Annotated in this window: 15 protein-coding genes; 4 read left to right on the plus strand and 11 right to left on the minus strand. The window is 66.4% G+C overall.

Annotation, left to right across the window (positions count from 1 at the left end; genetic code table 11):
• Window positions 1-58 precede the first annotated feature (58 nt).
• From ACQREB_RS05130 to ACQREB_RS05145, 4 genes are all read right to left on the minus strand, one after another.
• Entirely contained in the window at window positions 59-1,279 is a 1,221-nt protein-coding gene (locus tag ACQREB_RS05130; protein WP_427766092.1) for a hypothetical protein, read from the minus strand.
• Window positions 1,280-1,344: 65 nt separating this feature from the next.
• On the minus strand, window positions 1,345-2,289 hold the full coding sequence (locus tag ACQREB_RS05135; protein WP_427766095.1) for a hypothetical protein: 945 nt from the start codon (window positions 2,287-2,289) through the stop codon (window positions 1,345-1,347).
• On the minus strand, window positions 2,289-2,837 hold the full coding sequence (locus ACQREB_RS05140; RefSeq protein WP_427766098.1) for a nucleoside deaminase: 549 nt from the start codon (window positions 2,835-2,837) through the stop codon (window positions 2,289-2,291). Before ACQREB_RS05140 ends, ACQREB_RS05135 begins: the two co-directional genes overlap by 1 nt.
• Before the next feature lie 41 nt (window positions 2,838-2,878).
• Window positions 2,879-3,175, minus strand: coding sequence for a ribbon-helix-helix domain-containing protein (locus ACQREB_RS05145; protein WP_427766100.1), 297 nt, complete (start codon window positions 3,173-3,175; stop codon window positions 2,879-2,881).
• A 124-nt stretch (window positions 3,176-3,299) separates the two neighbouring features.
• On the opposite strand from ACQREB_RS05145, the gene ACQREB_RS05150 reads away from it, so the two are divergent.
• From ACQREB_RS05150 to ACQREB_RS05160, 3 genes are all read left to right on the plus strand, one after another.
• Window positions 3,300-4,553: a DUF1015 domain-containing protein gene (locus ACQREB_RS05150; protein ID WP_427766102.1), complete on the plus strand. Its 1,254-nt coding sequence runs from the start codon at window positions 3,300-3,302 to the stop codon at window positions 4,551-4,553.
• A gap of 106 nt (window positions 4,554-4,659) precedes the next feature.
• Window positions 4,660-6,414: a hypothetical protein gene (locus ACQREB_RS05155; RefSeq protein ID WP_427766105.1), complete on the plus strand. Its 1,755-nt coding sequence runs from the start codon at window positions 4,660-4,662 to the stop codon at window positions 6,412-6,414.
• Between the two features lie 10 nt (window positions 6,415-6,424).
• Window positions 6,425-7,174, plus strand: a complete 750-nt coding sequence (locus ACQREB_RS05160; RefSeq protein WP_427766107.1) for a class I SAM-dependent methyltransferase — start codon at window positions 6,425-6,427, stop codon at window positions 7,172-7,174.
• Here ACQREB_RS05160 and ACQREB_RS05165 read toward each other — a convergent pair.
• The 7 genes from ACQREB_RS05165 to ACQREB_RS05195 all read right to left on the minus strand — a co-directional run bounded on the left by ACQREB_RS05165 (window position 7,171) and on the right by ACQREB_RS05195 (window position 14,468).
• Window positions 7,171-8,505 (minus strand): DUF3472 domain-containing protein, encoded by a 1,335-nt coding sequence (locus ACQREB_RS05165; protein WP_427766109.1) that lies wholly within the window; start codon window positions 8,503-8,505, stop codon window positions 7,171-7,173. The genes ACQREB_RS05160 and ACQREB_RS05165 overlap by 4 nt on opposite strands.
• 95 nt (window positions 8,506-8,600) lie before the next feature.
• Window positions 8,601-9,674, minus strand: coding sequence for a recombinase RecA (gene recA, locus ACQREB_RS05170; RefSeq protein ID WP_427766112.1), 1,074 nt, complete (start codon window positions 9,672-9,674; stop codon window positions 8,601-8,603).
• 132 nt (window positions 9,675-9,806) lie between these two features.
• On the minus strand, window positions 9,807-10,817 hold the full coding sequence (locus tag ACQREB_RS05175) for a protein kinase domain-containing protein (RefSeq protein WP_427766115.1): 1,011 nt from the start codon (window positions 10,815-10,817) through the stop codon (window positions 9,807-9,809).
• 4 nt (window positions 10,818-10,821) lie between these two features.
• On the minus strand, window positions 10,822-11,928 hold the full coding sequence (gene ribD, locus ACQREB_RS05180) for a bifunctional diaminohydroxyphosphoribosylaminopyrimidine deaminase/5-amino-6-(5-phosphoribosylamino)uracil reductase RibD (protein WP_427766117.1): 1,107 nt from the start codon (window positions 11,926-11,928) through the stop codon (window positions 10,822-10,824).
• 18 nt (window positions 11,929-11,946) lie between these two features.
• A complete protein-coding gene (locus ACQREB_RS05185) occupies window positions 11,947-12,816 on the minus strand; it encodes a carbon-nitrogen hydrolase (RefSeq protein WP_427766119.1) in 870 nt (289 codons plus the stop codon).
• Between the two features lie 19 nt (window positions 12,817-12,835).
• The gene (icd, locus tag ACQREB_RS05190) at window positions 12,836-14,089 is read right to left on the minus strand and encodes an NADP-dependent isocitrate dehydrogenase (RefSeq protein ID WP_427766120.1); all 1,254 of its coding nucleotides are present in this window, start codon (window positions 14,087-14,089) and stop codon (window positions 12,836-12,838) included.
• Between the two features lie 4 nt (window positions 14,090-14,093).
• Window positions 14,094-14,468, minus strand: a complete 375-nt coding sequence (locus ACQREB_RS05195) for a hypothetical protein (RefSeq protein ID WP_427766122.1) — start codon at window positions 14,466-14,468, stop codon at window positions 14,094-14,096.
• A gap of 139 nt (window positions 14,469-14,607) precedes the next feature.
• Here ACQREB_RS05195 and ACQREB_RS05200 point away from each other — a divergent pair, with 139 nt between their 5' ends.
• Window positions 14,608-15,633: a rod shape-determining protein gene (locus tag ACQREB_RS05200; protein ID WP_427766124.1), complete on the plus strand. Its 1,026-nt coding sequence runs from the start codon at window positions 14,608-14,610 to the stop codon at window positions 15,631-15,633.
• Window positions 15,634-15,663 lie beyond the last annotated feature (30 nt).

Below are 15,663 nucleotides of genomic sequence, written 5' to 3' on the forward strand. Positions count from 1 at the left end.
TACGCCCCCGCGCCCCTTCCCGCGACGAAAAAAAGCGGCGCGGAAAACGCCGCCCGCGTCACTGCGGAAGGTTCTTCAGACCGCCGGCGGGCTGGACGACGGGAAGCCCCGCCTCCGTCGAGTGCGAACGGCGGAACTGGTAGCGGTTCAGATCCTGCATCGAAAGCCCCGTGCGCTCGCCCGGCGCGGGCAGGCGCAGATCGTATTTCCCGGCGGCGGTGCCCGTCGTGTAGCGCTCGACGAGCCTGCGCGCGAGCGCGTCGTTCACGGAAATCTGCGCCTCGCGGGAACGCTCCCACATCAGCGAATTGTCGAGCAGACGGCGCTCGAGCGTCTCGGGGGCGTCCAGACGCGCGTCGTAGCGCTCCGTGCGCACGTCGTAGCGGTCCGTGCGGCGCACGCCGAGCGTCGAATACTTCGAGTGCCATTCCTTCATCGCGATGACGTTGTCGTAGCCTTCGTTGCGTTCGAGCTCGTAGCCCTCGCGCTCGATGCTGCCGGCGTAGCGCTCGTTGACCTTCATGAAATTCTTGAGCCCGCCCGCGGGATCGACGCCGACGTCCGCGTCGCCGCGCTGCAGATAAAACGGCATCTTGCGGCCGTCCTCGGTCATCGGCTGCGAGACGAGCGCGTTGCGCGGATCGACGAAGACGGAATCGTCGGAAAGCGACGCGGGCGAATCGTCCTCGGCGCCGAGCGCCGCCGTTTCCGAAGCGGCGGGAGCGCGCCGCGCCTGTTCGGCTTCGAGGCGCGCCTGCTCCGCGCGGACGCGGGCGGCGGCGGCGCGTCTTTCGGCGAGAATCTTCCGCGCTTCGGCGAGCGCCTTCGGCGAAACCGCCCAGGGCGAGCGGGAACGCGCGGGCGCGGCGGCTTCCGGCTCCGCGGCGTTTTCGGCGGGAACGTCCGCGCCGGCGCGTTCCGAGGCGGCCACGGCTTCGGGCGCGTCTGCGGGAACGGCGATTTCGGGAACGCCGGTCGGATCGTCCGCGGAATCGGCGGTCGGGTCGAGATTCAGATCCAGGCCTTCGCCGAGCAGCGAATCGTCGACCGTGCCCCGTTCGAGATTGCGGAAAAGCACGCCGCGCGAATCGTACACGACGTTTCCGTTCGCGTCGTATTGGATTTCCTTGCGTTCCTCGACGCCGCCGCCTTCGACGACGACGCGGTAGCCGCCGAGATCGGCGTTCTTCACGACGCCCGCCGCGAACGCGCGCGCCGCTCCCGCCGCGAACGCGAGCGCGACGGCGGCGGAAAGAAAAGCGGCGGGAACGGGGAACATGCGCGGAAGCTTAGAACTTAAAGCCCGAGGCTTAAAGCCTAAAGAACGCCCCGCCCGCGGCGCGCTCACTTGCTTTTGCGACGGCGCGACCAGATGCGCAGGCAGTTGAGCAGAAACGCCTCGACGACGGCGCCGTCCTGCATGTTCAGTTCGAGCAGGCCGTTGAGGTGTTCGAGCAGCGCGCAGGAACGCGCGGTCTCGGAAACGAGCGGCGTTCCCGCGTCGGCGCGCAGCGCGGACTGCAGCAGCGATTCCTGGATTTCCGCGAGCAGACGGTGCCGCACGCCGCGCGCCGCGCCGACCTGCATCGCGTCCTTCTGGTCGGCGGAAACGCCCGCGGGAAGCGCGGCTTCGAGCCGGTCCCATTCTGCGTCGGAAATTTCCTTCACCAGCGCCTGCAGGCGCACGGTCAGCGCGTAGACCGAAAAGACGGACTTGCCGACGTCCGCCGCGGCTTCGCCGGCGATGAGCCCGCCGATCCATTTCGAGAAATCGTCGAGCCAAAGCCGCCATTCCTCGTTCTCGACGCGGGTTTCTCCGGGAATGCGGAAATGCAGCGTGCGCGAAAGAATCGTCGGCAGGACTTTGTTGACCGCCGTCGTCATCAGAAAAATGAACGTTCCCGCGGGCGGTTCTTCGAGCGTCTTGAGAAAGGCGTTGGCGGAATCGCGTCCGAGGCGCTCCGCGTCGAAGACGCACGCGACCTTGCGGTCTCCGAACGCGGGCGACTGCTGGATTTCCCGCACCAGCGCGAGCACGCTCTCGATGCCGATCGTGCGGGATTTGTTCGCGGGGCGCACGGCGTGGAAATCGAGCGACTTGCCCGCGGGAACGCCCAAAATGCGCTCCGCGAGCGCGAGGCAGACCGCCTCCTGCGCCGCGGCGGACGCGCCGTAGAAAAGAATCCCGTGCGGGCAGCGGTTCTGCGCGACGGCTTCGAAAAGCGCGCGCACGCCTCGCGCCTTCGCGAGCGCGGGCGGGAGCGACGCGGGAACGGCGGCGGCGTCCATCAGGCGCGCGCCTCCTTCGCCGCGTCGGGTTCGTCGGCGGGAGCCGCGGCGGCGCGTTCCCGCTTGATCCGGAAATACGCCTGCACGATTTCGCGGCACGGCGCTTCGAGCACGCCGCGGTCCACCTGCGGGCGGTGATTTGTTCCCGGCAGGTCCTGGAGCGCGGTCGCGCCGCCGAGACAGCCCATCTTCGGGTCGCCCCACGCGAAAACGACACGCCCGAGACGCGCCATCAGCGTCGCGCCCGAGCACATCGGGCACGGTTCCTTGGTCACGTAAAGCGTGCAGTCGTTCAGACGCCAGTCGCCGACGGCGCGCGCCGCCTGCGTAATGGCGATCATCTCGGCGTGTGCGGTGGGATCGGTCGAGGAGACGGTGAGATTGTGCGCGGAAGCGACGATTTCGCCGTCGCGCGCGACGACGGCGCCCACGGGCACCTCGTCCGCGTTCCACGCGGCGACGGCCTCGTTGTAGGCGTGCGCCATGAAATAGGCGTCGTCGCGGGACAGCTCAGAAGGGAAAATTTTCTTGAACGGGCAAGGAATCATGCGCCGAAAATGCTGCGGCGCGTTCCCGCGCTCGGTTCGGTTCAACGCGCGGAGGCGCGCTTCGGCTGCACGGCCGCCTTCGCGGCGGCTTTGGCGGCCTTGGCGGCGCGGCGTTCCTTGCGGAGGCGACGCTTTTCCTCTTCGGTGACGCGGTTCGGCAGATCGGTGCGCGCGCCCCAGTAGGTGCATTCGTCGCTGACCTTCTTGCCGTGTTCGCGAAGCTTCTCGATCACCGCGATGCGGATGTATTTGGAGACAGGGATTTTCTGCTCCTTCGAGACCTGGTGGAGGAGATCGATCAGCTCCTGGTTGATCGAAATGTTATATCTGACGGACATACCCATAATTAGTTCCAAAACATGAACCGCCCGCGCCGCCCGCGCAACAAAAAAGAGCCCTCCGCGCCCCCGCCGCTCTTTAGGCTTTAAGCCTTAGGCGCGAATCTCTAAGCTCTCCCGCATCATGGCAACCGTTCGACCCTTCGCCGCGCTGCGGCCTCCGAAAAACCTCGCGGAGAAAGTCTCTTCGCTCCCCTACGACGTGATGAACCACGACGAAGCCGTCTCGATGGCTCGCGGGAACGCGCAGTCGTTTCTCCACGTCTGCCGCGCCGACATCGACACTTCCGAGGCGCTCATCCACGCGCCCGAAACCTACGCCAAATCCCGCGAAAACCTCGAAAAATTCGTCGCCGCGGGAACGCTCGTCCGCGACGAAAAGCCCTGCTTCTACATTTACCGCCAGATGCTCTGGGGGCGCGTGCAGACGGGAATCGTCGGCTGCGCGAGCGTGGACGAATACCTCGACGGCACGATCAGGAAGCACGAGCTCACGCGCAAGGAAAAGGAGCTCGACCGCATCGAGCACTTCGACGCCTGCTCCGCGCAGACCGAGCCTGTCTTCCTCGCCTACCGCAAGCACGAAGGCATCGCCGCCGTCGTGCGCGAATGGATACGTTTTCACCGCCCCGACTACGATTTCCGCACCGACGACGGCGTTTCGCACATTCTCTGGAAAGTGGACGACGACGCCGCGATCGCCGCGATCCGCGACGGCTTCGCCGAAGTGCCCGCGCTCTACATCGCCGACGGGCACCACCGTACCGCGTCCTCCGCCGCCGTTTCCGCGCGCCGCCGCGCCGCGCATCCGGACTACGCCGGCACCGAGGAGTTCAACTTCCTCATGGCGGTGATTTTCTGCGACGAAGACCTTTTCATCATGGACTACAACCGCGTCGTGCGCGATCTGAACGGGCTCGGCGAAGCGGAATTTCTCGCGAAGATCTCCGAAAAATTCGACGTCGCGCCCGCGGGAACGCCCGGTCCCTTCGCGCCGAGGCGCAAGCACGAGTTCGGCATGTTCCTCGGCGGCAGGTGGTACGCCGTCGCGGCGCGCGCGGGAACGTTCGACGAGGCGGACCCGATCGCCTCGCTCGACTGCGCGATTCTGCAGGCGAACCTGCTCGCGCCCGTCCTCGGCATCGCCGACCCGCGCACCGACACGCGCATCGACTTCGTCGGCGGCATCCGCGGGCTCGGCGAGCTCGAACGCCGCTGCCGCGAGTCCGGGAACGGCGCCGTCGCCTTCGCGCTCTTCCCCGTCACGATGGCGGACCTTTTCCGCGTCGCCGACGCCGGCGAAATCATGCCTCCGAAATCGACCTGGTTCGAGCCGAAGCTCCGCAGCGGCCTCTTCCTCCACGAAATCGAACGCTGAGCCGCCGCGGATCTTCGGGACGGAGGGCGGAGTTTCCGTTTGCGTTCGCAGGGGCGCGGCTGTTTGATTGGACTCCGTGAAAAAAATAATTTCCACCGCGATTCTCATGGCATCCTTCGTTTTTCCGCATCCTGATTTTTACGGGCAGCACGTTCCCGCGCAGCCGGCTCCGGCGGGCGGCGCGGCGCGGAATCCCGCCGCCGGCGGAGATTTCGTGAACCTGCTCCTGCTCGCGGATCTCGCGCTCTACGATAAGCCGGACGACGTCCGCGACCGCGCGGGAACGCTCATCGAGCGCGCGGAAAAGATCGACGATCCCGCGCTGCGCCGCATCGTGCTCTTTTCGCTTTCGAAGGTCGTGAACGCGCCGGAGAACGTCGCCGCCATCCGGCGGGAGCACCTCGCGCGCGTCGGCGCGCATTTCCACGAGCTCGCCGCGGCGGCGCGCAAGGGCAACCGCGACGCGGACGCGCTCGCCGCCGTGCAGATCGCGCTCAAGTGCGATCCCGCGAACACGGAGGCGCGCCTGCTCTTCGCCTCGCTCATCGAGCCGAAGGCGGCGCTGCAGACGCTCCATTACGGCATCAAGTTTCTCGACCTGAAATCCGAGCTCGCGCCGGCGTACTTCAACCGCTACTTCGGCGCGCTGGCGGATCTGCAGCAGGACCGCATCGCCGCGAAGCAGGCGCTCGCCCTGCTCGGCTCGGGAACGCTCCCGCCGGCGGTGCGCACGGTCGTCGCCAACCACGCGGCGATGGCGCTTTTCTGGATCGGCGACTGCACCGACGCGCTCAGGATTCTCGACGAGGAAAAGCTCTCCGAAACGCAACAGGGCCTCATTCTGAAGGCGCGCTGTCTTTTCGAGACGCGGCGCACGCGCGAGGCCGTCGCGCTGCTTTCGGAGAAGGTGAACGCATTCCCGGCGGCGAAGCGCGACGTCATTCTTTCGCAGATCGCGCGCTTCCAGCTCTCGACGGGCGACGTCGCCGCCGCGCTGGACACGACGAACCGCCGCATTTCGGAAAACCCGTCCGCGCCGCAGCCGTATCTGCAGCGCCTGCTTCTGCTGGAGCGGCTGGGCAGAACGGAATCGCGCGACGCCGAAATCGCCGCCGCCTTCGACGCGTTCTCCTCGCAGCAGTCGGCGCTCCTCACGCTCGCGAATTTCGCGGCGGAGACGGGCGTTCCCGCGGTCGCGGAAACCTGCGTCGAGCGCGCCTCCGAAAAGCGTTTTCCGCCCAACGTCTTCGTCTCCGCGCTGATCGAGGCGTTCGTCACGGCGGGCGAGCCCGAAAAGGCGATTCTCGCCTACCAGAACATTTCGAAGAATTCGCCCAAGGCGCTGGAAGGCTGCGAGGCGGCGAACTCCGCGATTCTCGCCGCCGCCTACGCGCTCGCCGCGAAGAAGAATCCCGACGCCGCGAGCGCGCGCACACAGGCGGGCCACGCCGACCTGCTGCTCGGGCAGTTCCTCGCCGACGCCTCGCTTTCGCCGGAAAATTTCGCCGCCGTCACGCAGCTTTTCGAGCGCGTCGGCGAAACGGGGCTCGCGCTCCGCGTCGCGCAGGCGGGGCTGGGCGCGTTCCCGTGGCATTCGCAGCTGCGGGCGAACGTCGTCTCGCTGCGCATCCGCCTCGGCGCGATCGACGGGAACGCCGACCGCACGCCGCTCGCGAAGGAAATCCGCGTGCTCGCGGCGATGCGCCGACCGAGCCCGGAAATCTGGTCCGAAATCGCGCGCTGGCTCGATTCGGGCAAGACGGCGCTCCCGCCGCAGGAAATCGCCGCGCTGAAAAAGCTCGTCGCGCCGCTCGTCCGCGACGACCTGCAGGCGCACGGGACGCCGCGCGCGCTCGACTGAGACCGTTCCCGTGGACGACGCCGTCAACCGCGCCTTTTTCTCGCACCCGGACACCGTGCTCGCCTACGCGCGCGCGGCGGCGAACGTCGGGCTGTGGCGCTCCGAACGCGGGCTCTGCGAAAGATTCGTCCCGCGCGACGCGGAAATCCTGGAGCTCGGCGCGGGCGCGGGGCGCGTTTCGCTCGGGCTCGCGAAGCTCGGCTACGCGCGGCTGACGGTCACGGACTTCGCGCCGCCGATGGTCGAGATCGCCGAAGCCGTCTTCGCCGAAACGCCCGGCGTTCCCGCGGAAGTCCGCGCGCGCTTCGCCGTCGAGGACGCGACCGCGCTCTCGTTCCCGGTGGAAAGCTTCGACGCGGCGATCTTCGCGTTCAACGGACTGCAGATGATTCCCAAGCGCGCCCGACGGGAACGCGCGATCCGCGAAATCGCCCGCGTCCTGCGCCCCGGCGGCGTCTTCGTCTTCACCGGGCACGACCGCACGCACGCCGCGCGGCGCGCCCACTGGACCGCCGAGCGGGAACGCTGGGAAAACGGCGCGCGCGATCCCGCGCTCGACGACTTCGGCGACTACAACCACGCGACGCCGCAGGGCGCGATGTTCATCCACGCCGCCGAGCCCGAGGAGATCCGCTCCGCGCTCGAGGCGGCGGGCTTCCGCGTGCTCTTTTCCGAGCTGCGTTCCCGCATGGGTGACGAGCCGCCCGAAGTGCGCGAGTTCTCCGACGACACGCGCTTCTGGGTCGCGGAAAAACTTTAGAGCGCGTCGAGCGCCTTGAAGTTGACGATCGGAGCCGCTTTCGTGCCCAGAGACTTGCGTTCGAAAGGCGTGCCCGATTCCGTCAGCTCGTTGAAGAAGCCGCAGTTTTTGAGGAAGAAGGATTTTTTGTCGTCGGAAAGCCCGCCCGCGTAGTCGAGCCGCACGCCGGCGTTCCCGGTGGCGTCCACGGTGAAATCGGCCTCCGTGATTTCGTAGGCTTTTCCGTTTTTGTCCCAAACCCACAGATTCGTGAAAAAGACTTCGCGGCGCTGGTAGCCGGTCTCAGGCTGAAAATTCTCCAGAAACGAGTAGGCCCCCTTGTACCACGTGGACGTCGCCGGGCGGCGGAACGAGGCGATCAGGAACCATTTGCGTTCCTTCGGCACGTGGAAATACGCGGTGTATTCCGTGTTCCCGTTCCCGTCGGGGCGCACGCGCGTCAGGCAGCCGTAGTTTTCTTCCGCCTTCCACGGGTAGCGCAGGAAACTCTGCCCGCCCGCGCCTTCGTTCCCGAAATCCTTGATCGTCACGTCCTTGCCGCGGCGGAGCTCCACGACGCGCAGATGCTCGGGAATTTCCTTCGGATCCTGCGTCTCGAACGGACTCCAGACCGAGAAGAGCACGCGCCGCTCCGTCGGCGAATTCACCTGAATGCCGAAATAGCCTTCGCCGAAGCCGCTCACCATGTAGTAGGTGCCGACCTTGTCCATGCCTTTCGGCACGACGACTTCGCCGTAGAAATACTCGATGTTCTTCTCCTTCGGCAGGTGATAGTTCATGTGCACGCTCGGGCCGCGGCGCCCCCAATACGGGTCGAAGTCGCGGACGAAATTCGAGTGCCCGCCGACGCCCTTGATCAGCACGGAGGAGACTTCGCCGAACGTGTCGCCGGCCTTGCTCTTCCCCTTGAAGCGGATGTTCTGATAGCCGGCTTTCGGGAACGACGCCTTGCCGACCGTGTATTCCTTGAAGTCTTCCGAGTTCAGCTTCACCGTGAACGTCTGCTTCTTTTCGCCGTTCACGTTCACGAGAATCGTCGAACGCCCGCGCGCGCGGATCTTGATTTCGACGTTCTTCTGCGGGTCCTCCAGGCGGAAGAAGACCGTCGGCATCGCGTCGGCGCTCGTCCACTTCACGAGCCCGTCGGTCTTGTCGATGCGCGCGCCGTCCTTGCCCTTGACGACGTAGGCGTTCCCGGCGAGCTCAATCGCGAGGTCGCCGGACGTCTTTTTCTCCGCCGTCCCGAAGACGTTTTTCGGAGGTCCGGCGAAAAGCGTCGCCGCGCACAGCAGGAACGCCGAAAAAACGGAGATGATCTGTTTCGAGGACATGGCGGGGAATTTTTCTGAGAGAGGTATTTAAACGATTAAAGCGTTCCCGCGGGAGATTTCCGTGTTTCGCGGGAACGCTTTTTTCGGAGGCGGAATCAGGCGGCGGACTCGGCGGCCTTTTCCTCTTCGGTCGCGCCGAGGGTCTCGCCGACGGTCGGGTGGACCTTCTCCATGATCTTGCCCTGGATTTCGTCCAGAACCGCCGGATTCTTCTTCAGATAATCCTTGGCGGCTTCGCGGCCCTGGCCGATCAGATTGCCGTCGTAGGAGATCCACGCGCCCTTCTTTTCGAGAATCTTGTGCTCGACGCCGAGGTCGATCACCGAGCCCGTGCGCGAAATGCCCTCGTTGTACATGATGTCGAACTCGCATTCCGTGAACGGCGAGGCGACCTTGTTCTTCACGACCTTGATCTTCGTGCGGTTGCCGATGACCTTGCCCGAAGGCTCCTTGATCTGCCCGATGCGGCGGATGTCCATGCGCACCGACGCGAAGAACTTCAGCGCGCGGCCGCCCGGCGTCGTCTCCGGCGAACCGAACATCACGCCGATCTTTTCGCGGATCTGATTCGTGAAGATGCACAGGCAGTTCGACTTCGCGATCGCCGCCGTGAGCCGGCGCATCGCCTGCGACATCATGCGCGCCTGCAGGCCGACTGTCGTGTCGCCCATCTGCCCGTCGAGCTCCTGCTTGGAGACGAGCGCCGCGACCGAGTCCAGCACCACGACGTCCACCGCGCCCGAGCGCACGAGCGTCTCGACGATGTTCAGCGCGTCCTCGCCGCTTTCCGGTTGCGAGACGAGCAGATTCTCGAGATCCACGCCGACGACCTTCGCGTAGCGCGGATCGAGCGCGTGCTCGACGTCGATGATCGCCGCCGTGCCGCCCTCGCGCTGCGCCTGGGCGATGACGCTGAGGCAGAGCGTGGTCTTGCCGGACGATTCCGGCCCGTAAATCTCGACGATGCGCCCGCGCGGAAGCCCGCCGACGCCGAGCGCGAGGTCGATCGCGACCGAGCCGGTGGAAATCGTCGTCACGTCCATCTTGGTGGCGTCGCCCATGCGCATGAGCGTGCCTTCGCCGTAGGTCTTGTTGATGGCGGAAAGCGCGAGTTCGAGCGCCTTTTTCGTGTCGGTGACAGGGGAGTTTTTTGAAGGTTCTTTAGCCATGATATTCGAATTTTAAATGATGAGAAGAGATTATCCGCCTTTCCGCCTTCCCGCGACAAAAAATTTTCGCCCGCGGAACAAAAAGGCGACGGAACGAGCCCGCCGTCCCGCGATTCCTCCGGCGCGCGGGAATCAGCGCAGGACGGCGGCGAAGTCGGCGGCGGCGGGGCGGAGGCGCGCGTCCGTCGAAAGGCCGCGGCGGAGCAGATCCGCGAGCGCGCGCGCACGCCCGGCGTCTTCCGGCGGCGCGACGAAGGGCGGAACCGCGTCGGCGCAGCACGGCGTTCCCGCGCAGAGCAGCGCGTCGTAGGAAACGCCTTTTTCCGCGGCGGCGAGGCGGCAGGGATGCGCGCCGCAGAGCAGTTCGCACAGCACCAGCGTCGCCGAAAAGACGTCGCCGCGCCGATCCGTCGCGCCGTAGGCGACGAACTCGGGCGCGTAATACCAGCGCGTTCCCGTCGGGCCGCGCGCGTGCGCCCACGGCGGGGTCTCGTCCTCGAAGAACGCGAAGTCCAGGTCGTTGATCTTCGCTTCGAAACGCGACTCGGGCGACGTTCCCGCCGAAATCTGGACGTTGTCCGGCTTCAGGTCGGAATGGACGACGCCGAGCGCGTGCAGACGGCTCAGCCCGCGGACGAAATCCCGCGCGAGCGCGAGCCGTTCCCGCGGCGTCGGCGCTTCGGGAGAACCCGGCGGAAGCGCGAGCAGTTCGCGCAGCGTCCGCCCGTCGCCGACGAACGGGAACGCCGAGTAGAGAAAACGCGCTCCGGGAAAGCGCGCCGGCTCGCCGAGAAAGACGTCGCGCAGCGGCACGCAGCACGCCCCGGCGGGCGATTCGGCGACGCGCCGATAGAGCGCCGCGCTGTGCGCGACGTAGGCTTCCGTCCAGTCGTTCTCGCCGCCGGGCGCGGGGTTGAGATAGGCCTTGAAGAAGACGATTTCGCCGGAATCTTCCGCGCACGCCCGGTGGCACGCCGCGTTGTTCACGTCGACTTCCAGCGGCGCGCCGAGAATGCGGTAGGCGCGCTCCGGCCCGCGGACCAGGTCGCCTTCGCGCAGCAGCGCCGGCAGCTCGGGCGTGCGCGGGAACGCGCCGTGCCGCAGCGCGAAGACCGATTCGCTGATGGAAGATTCCTCGTCCATGCGCTCACGAATCGTAGCGGACGGAGCCGAACAGCTCGACGTCGCGCCCGCCGTCCGCGCGCGGGAAGAAGAGCTCGCCTTCGGGAACGAGCCGCGCGGCTTCGGAGAAGAATTTTTCGGGAGACTTTTCCGGCGTTCCCGCGACGTAGGCGTAAAGCCGGTCCGCCTGGCGCGCCGCGAAAAGCGCGCGCAGAAACGTCGGCCCGCATTCGCAGTACACGCCGGTGACGCCTTCCGCCGCGCAGAGCCCGCGGAACGCGCGCCAGAACGCCGCCGTCTCCGCAGGAAGCGCCCGGACGCGGACGCCGCGCGGGGCGAGCGTCGCGCGCGCCGCCGCCTCCGTCTCGGGAACGGTCACGAAAATCGTGCGCTCGCGGAACGCGTCGGAAAAGACGGCGAGCGAGTCCGCGCGCGCGAGCGTGCGCCCGCGGCGGTCGAAGACGAAGCGCGTCGGGCAGAAGACCGGCTCGCCGGGCACGCGCGCCGTCAGCGCGGGATCGTCGCAGAGCACGGTGCCGGAGCTCGTCGCGACCGCGGGAAAACTGCGGCGTTCCCGCATCACGTTCCCGCGCGCCGCCGCGTCCGTGATCGCCGCGCGTTTTCCCGGCTCGAAAAACATTTTCCCGTCCGGCGTGAGCGCGCATTTCGCGGCGATCAGCGGCTCGCCCGTGACGATGTTGTAATTGAAAATCGGATTCAGATTTCCGCACTCGCGCGCGAGCACGCCGGAGACGACCTCGACGCCGCGTTCCCGCAGAATATCCAGGCCGCGGCCCGCGTGCTCCGGGTTCGGATCCGTCGCGCCGACGACGACGCGCGAGACGCCCGCGGCGAGAATCGCGTCCGTGCACGCGCCCGTCCTGCCTTGCGTCGAGCAGGGTTCGAGCGTGACGAAGAGCGTCGCGCCGGGCTTCGGTCTGCGCCCGAGCGCGTTCAGCGCGACGCGCTCGGCGTGCGGCGTTCCCGCGCGCGCGTGGAAGCCCTCGGCGACGATCTCGCCGTCCTCGACGAGCACCGCGCCGACGATCGGGTTCGGGTGCGTGTCCCCGCGCGCCTTTTCCGCGAGCGCGATCGCCCGCCGCATGAAACTTTCCTCATCCACGAATTTCACCGAAGAAGCGGCGGCGCGTCAGTCCCGAAGGCGTTTCGTGATTTCGCCGTAGGCGTCGATGCGGCGGTCGCGGAAGAACGGCCAGATGCGGCGGAATTCCCGCTGCAGCGCGAGGTCGCATTCCGCGACGAGCACTTCCTCCTTGTCCGCGGACGCGCGCGCGACGATTTCGCCGTAGGGGTTCGCGACGAAGCTCTGCCCCCAGAATTCCGTGCGTCCCTCGACGCCGACGCGGTTCGTCGCCGCGACGTAGCAGCCGTTCGCGACGGCGTGCCCGCGCTGCACGGTCTCCCAGGCGCAGTGCTGCGCCTCGCCGAGCGCCGCCTTTTCTTCGGGCAGCCAGCCGATCGCCGTCGGGTAAAAGAGAATCTGCGCGCCCGCGAGCGCGGTCAGCCGCGCCGCCTCCGGGTACCACTGGTCCCAGCAGATGCAGACGCCGATTCTGCCGAACGCCGTGTCCCACGCGCGGAAACCGAGGTCGCCCGGCGTGAAGTAGAATTTTTCCTCGAAGCACGGATCCTGCGGAATGTGCATCTTGCGGTATTTGCCGAGATAGGAGCCGTCCGCGTCGATGACCGCCGCCGTGTTGTGGTAGACTTCGCTCCCGCGCGCCTCGAACATCGGCGCGACGACGACGACGCCGAGCCGCTTCGCGACGGCGCAGAGCTCGCGCGTGGTCGGCCCCGCGGGAATCGGTTCGGCGAGGTCGAAGCGGTCCGGATTTTCGTCGATGCAGAAATACTTCGTCGTGAACATCTCCTGCAGTCCGACGATCTTCGCGCCGCGCGCGGCGGCCTCCTCGATGCGCGGGATCGTCTTGCGCAGGTTTTCCGCGGGCGTTTCCGCCGCCGCGAGCTGGACGAGTCCGATGGAAACTTTGTCGTTCATGGCGATGCCTTTGCGCGGTTCAGGCGCGGAGATGCGCGATGACGGCGTCCGCGAACTCCGAGCATTTCAGCGAAGTCGAGCCGGGAATCATTTCCGCGAGGTCGAACGTCACCGTCTTCGCGGAAATCGCGCCCGAGACGCCCTTCACGACCAGGTCCGCCGCTTCGTTCCAGCCGAGGTGGCGGAACATCATCTCCGCGGAAAGCAGCAGCGAGGACGGGTTCGCCTTGTCGAGCCCGGCGAGCTTCGGCGCCGTGCCGTGCGTCGCCTCGAAGATCGCGTGCCCCGTCTTCGTGTTGATGTTCCCGCCGGGAGCGATGCCGATGCCGCCGACCTGCGCCGCGAGCGCGTCGGAGACGTAGTCGCCGTTCAGGTTCAGCGTCGCGACGACGTCGAAGTCCGCCGGGTGGAGCAGAATTTCCTGCAGGAACGCGTCGCAGATGCAGTCCTTGATCACGAGTCCCGCGCCGGGGCGCCCTTCGGGAACGCGCAGCCACGGACCGTCGCCGATCGGCTCCGCGCCGAACTCCTCGCGCGCGACGGCGTAGCCCCAGTCGCGGAACGCGCCTTCGGTGAACTTCATGATGTTGCCCTTGTGGACGAGCGTCACGGACTTGCGTCCCTGCGCGACGGCGTATTCGAGCGCGGCGCGCACGAGGCGCTGCGTTCCCGCCTTGGAGACGGGCTTCACGCCGAAGCCGACCTCGTCGGGCGTCTCCGCGCCGAAGCGGATTTTTTTGAAGTCGTCGGGAAATTCCGTCCGGAGAAATTCGATCATGCGCAGCGCCTTGGGCGATCCCGCCGTCCAGTCGATGCCCGCGTAAATGTCCTCCGTGTTTTCGCGGAAGACGACCATGTCCACCTTCGACGGATCCTTCACGGGCGTCTCGATGCCGCGGAAATGCTTCACCGGGCGCAGGCAGACGAAGAGGTCGAGCGTCTGGCGCAGCGTGACGTTGAGCGAGCGCACGCCCTTTCCGACGGGCGTCGTGAGCGGGCCCTTGATGCCGACGAGGTATTCGCGGAACGCCGCGAGCGTGTCGTCCGGCAGCCAGGTGCCGAGTTTTTTGAACGCGTTTTCGCCGGCGAAGACTTCGCGCCAGGCGATTTTCCGCGTTCCCGCGTAGGCCTTTTCGACGGCGGCGTCGAGCACGCGCACGGCGGCGGCCCAGATGTCGGGCCCGCTCCCGTCGCCGCGGATGAACGGAATGATCGGCTCGGCGGGAACGTTCAGCGTCCCGTCCGCGTTGACTGAAATTTTCTCGGGCGTCATGGCGTCAGACCTTGAAGGTGATCTTGAACTGCGCCTCCGCCTGGTCGCGCGCGGGGCGTCCGTTCTCGACGACGAAATGCACGGCGAGGCGCGCGCCCTGGCCGTTGAGAATGTCCTCGAACATCGGCAGGACGCAGTTCGGCAGGAAGAAGCAGAAACGCCCGTAGTCGTAATAGGATTTTTCGACCGTCGCGCCCGTCTGCACGAAGTTGATCATCGCGGAGCGGCCGTTTTCGGGCTTGAAGAATTCGCCTTCGACGAAGACTTCGTAGCTGCAGACGTAATTGTTGTTCGCGGGGAATTTGGTGGAGATGCGGATCGTGCCGCGCTCGAACTGAATTCCGGCTTTCGGAGGCGTGAGAAACGTATTGTCTGGCATGGTGAACAGAGAATGAAACCTTCCCGCCGACTTGAAAAGTGAAAAAACGCGGGAACGCGGCTCTTTCGCGGCAAGCCGACGTTTGACAAGCGGGCGCGCCTGTTTTTTACTTGCGGGAACGAAAAATCAGAAATCCGCCATGTCCATTTTCAGCAAATTTCCCGGAATCTTTTCCACGTCCATCGGCATCGACCTCGGAACCGCCAACGTGCTCGTCTATCTCAAGGGGCGGGGCGTCATCATGAACGAACCGAGCTACGTCGCTCTGGACAACGAGACGAAGAAGGTGCTCGCGGTCGGGAACGAGGCGAAGCGCATGGCGGCGGTCGCGCCGGGCTCGATCACGGTCATCCGTCCGATGAAGGACGGCGTGATCGCCGATTTCGACGTGAGCGAGCACATGCTGCGCTACTTCATCGGCAAGGCGGCGCGCCACTCGATTCTGACGCACCTGACGGTCGTCATCGCCGTGCCTTACGGCATCAATCCCGTCCAGCGCCGCGCGGTCGAGGAATCCGCCTACCGCGCGGGCGCGCAGAACGTGCGCATCATCTTCGAGCCGATCGCTTCGGCGCTCGGCGTCGGTCTGCCCGTCGGCGAACCGGAGGCGAGCATGATCGTGGACATCGGCGGCGGCACGACGGAAGTCGCCGTGCTCTCGCTCGGCGGGATCGTCGCCGCGCGCAGTCTCAGCGTCGGCGGCGACGCGCTGGAACGCGCCATCATCGAGAACGTGAAGGCGAACTACAATCTGGTCATTTCCGAGCGCACGGCGGAAGAGCTCAAGAAGAACATCGGCTCCGCGTATCCGCTCGAACACGAGATGACGATGGAGATCAAGGGCCGCGACGCGATGACGGGGCTGCCCAAGGCGCTCATCGTGCGCTCGGAGGAAGTGCGCGAAGCGATGCTCCCCTGCTTCAAGAACATGGCGCAGGCGATCCACCAGACGCTGGAGCACTGCCCGCCGGAAATCTCCGGCAACCTCATCGACCGCGGCGCCGCGCTCGCGGGCGGCGGCGCGCTGATCCGCGGCCTCGACCGCTTCTTCAGCGATTCGACGGGCCTGCCGTTCTTCGTCTCCGAAGATCCGCTTTTCGCCGTCGTCCGCGGGACGGGCATCTCGATCGAGAATTCGGACTGGAACCGCCCGAGCCGGAGCTGATCTTCGCGGGCTCGCGCGCGGCTTGAACCT

Source organism: Candidatus Spyradosoma sp. SGI.093, assembly GCF_050314555.1.
GTDB lineage: Bacteria > Verrucomicrobiota > Verrucomicrobiia > Opitutales > UBA953 > Spyradosoma.

Bases quoted from the DNA above. Each gene is read 5' to 3' on its own strand.
- ACQREB_RS05130 (WP_427766092.1), bottom strand. From the start codon at position 1,279: ATGTTCCCCGTTCCCGCCGCTTTTCTTTCCGCCGCCGTCGCGCTCGCG.
- ACQREB_RS05135 (WP_427766095.1), bottom strand. From the start codon at position 2,289: ATGGACGCCGCCGCCGTTCCCGCGTCGCTCCCGCCCGCGCTCGCGAAG.
- ACQREB_RS05140 (WP_427766098.1), bottom strand. From the start codon at position 2,837: ATGATTCCTTGCCCGTTCAAGAAAATTTTCCCTTCTGAGCTGTCCCGC.
- ACQREB_RS05145 (WP_427766100.1), bottom strand. From the start codon at position 3,175: ATGTCCGTCAGATATAACATTTCGATCAACCAGGAGCTGATCGATCTC.
- ACQREB_RS05150 (WP_427766102.1), top strand. From the start codon at position 3,300: ATGGCAACCGTTCGACCCTTCGCCGCGCTGCGGCCTCCGAAAAACCTC.
- ACQREB_RS05155 (WP_427766105.1), top strand. From the start codon at position 4,660: ATGGCATCCTTCGTTTTTCCGCATCCTGATTTTTACGGGCAGCACGTT.
- ACQREB_RS05165 (WP_427766109.1), bottom strand. From the start codon at position 8,505: ATGTCCTCGAAACAGATCATCTCCGTTTTTTCGGCGTTCCTGCTGTGC.
- recA (WP_427766112.1), bottom strand. From the start codon at position 9,674: ATGGCTAAAGAACCTTCAAAAAACTCCCCTGTCACCGACACGAAAAAG.
- ACQREB_RS05175 (WP_427766115.1), bottom strand. From the start codon at position 10,817: ATGGACGAGGAATCTTCCATCAGCGAATCGGTCTTCGCGCTGCGGCAC.
- ACQREB_RS05185 (WP_427766119.1), bottom strand. From the start codon at position 12,816: ATGAACGACAAAGTTTCCATCGGACTCGTCCAGCTCGCGGCGGCGGAA.
- icd (WP_427766120.1), bottom strand. From the start codon at position 14,089: ATGACGCCCGAGAAAATTTCAGTCAACGCGGACGGGACGCTGAACGTT.
- ACQREB_RS05195 (WP_427766122.1), bottom strand. From the start codon at position 14,468: ATGCCAGACAATACGTTTCTCACGCCTCCGAAAGCCGGAATTCAGTTC.
- ACQREB_RS05200 (WP_427766124.1), top strand. From the start codon at position 14,608: ATGTCCATTTTCAGCAAATTTCCCGGAATCTTTTCCACGTCCATCGGC.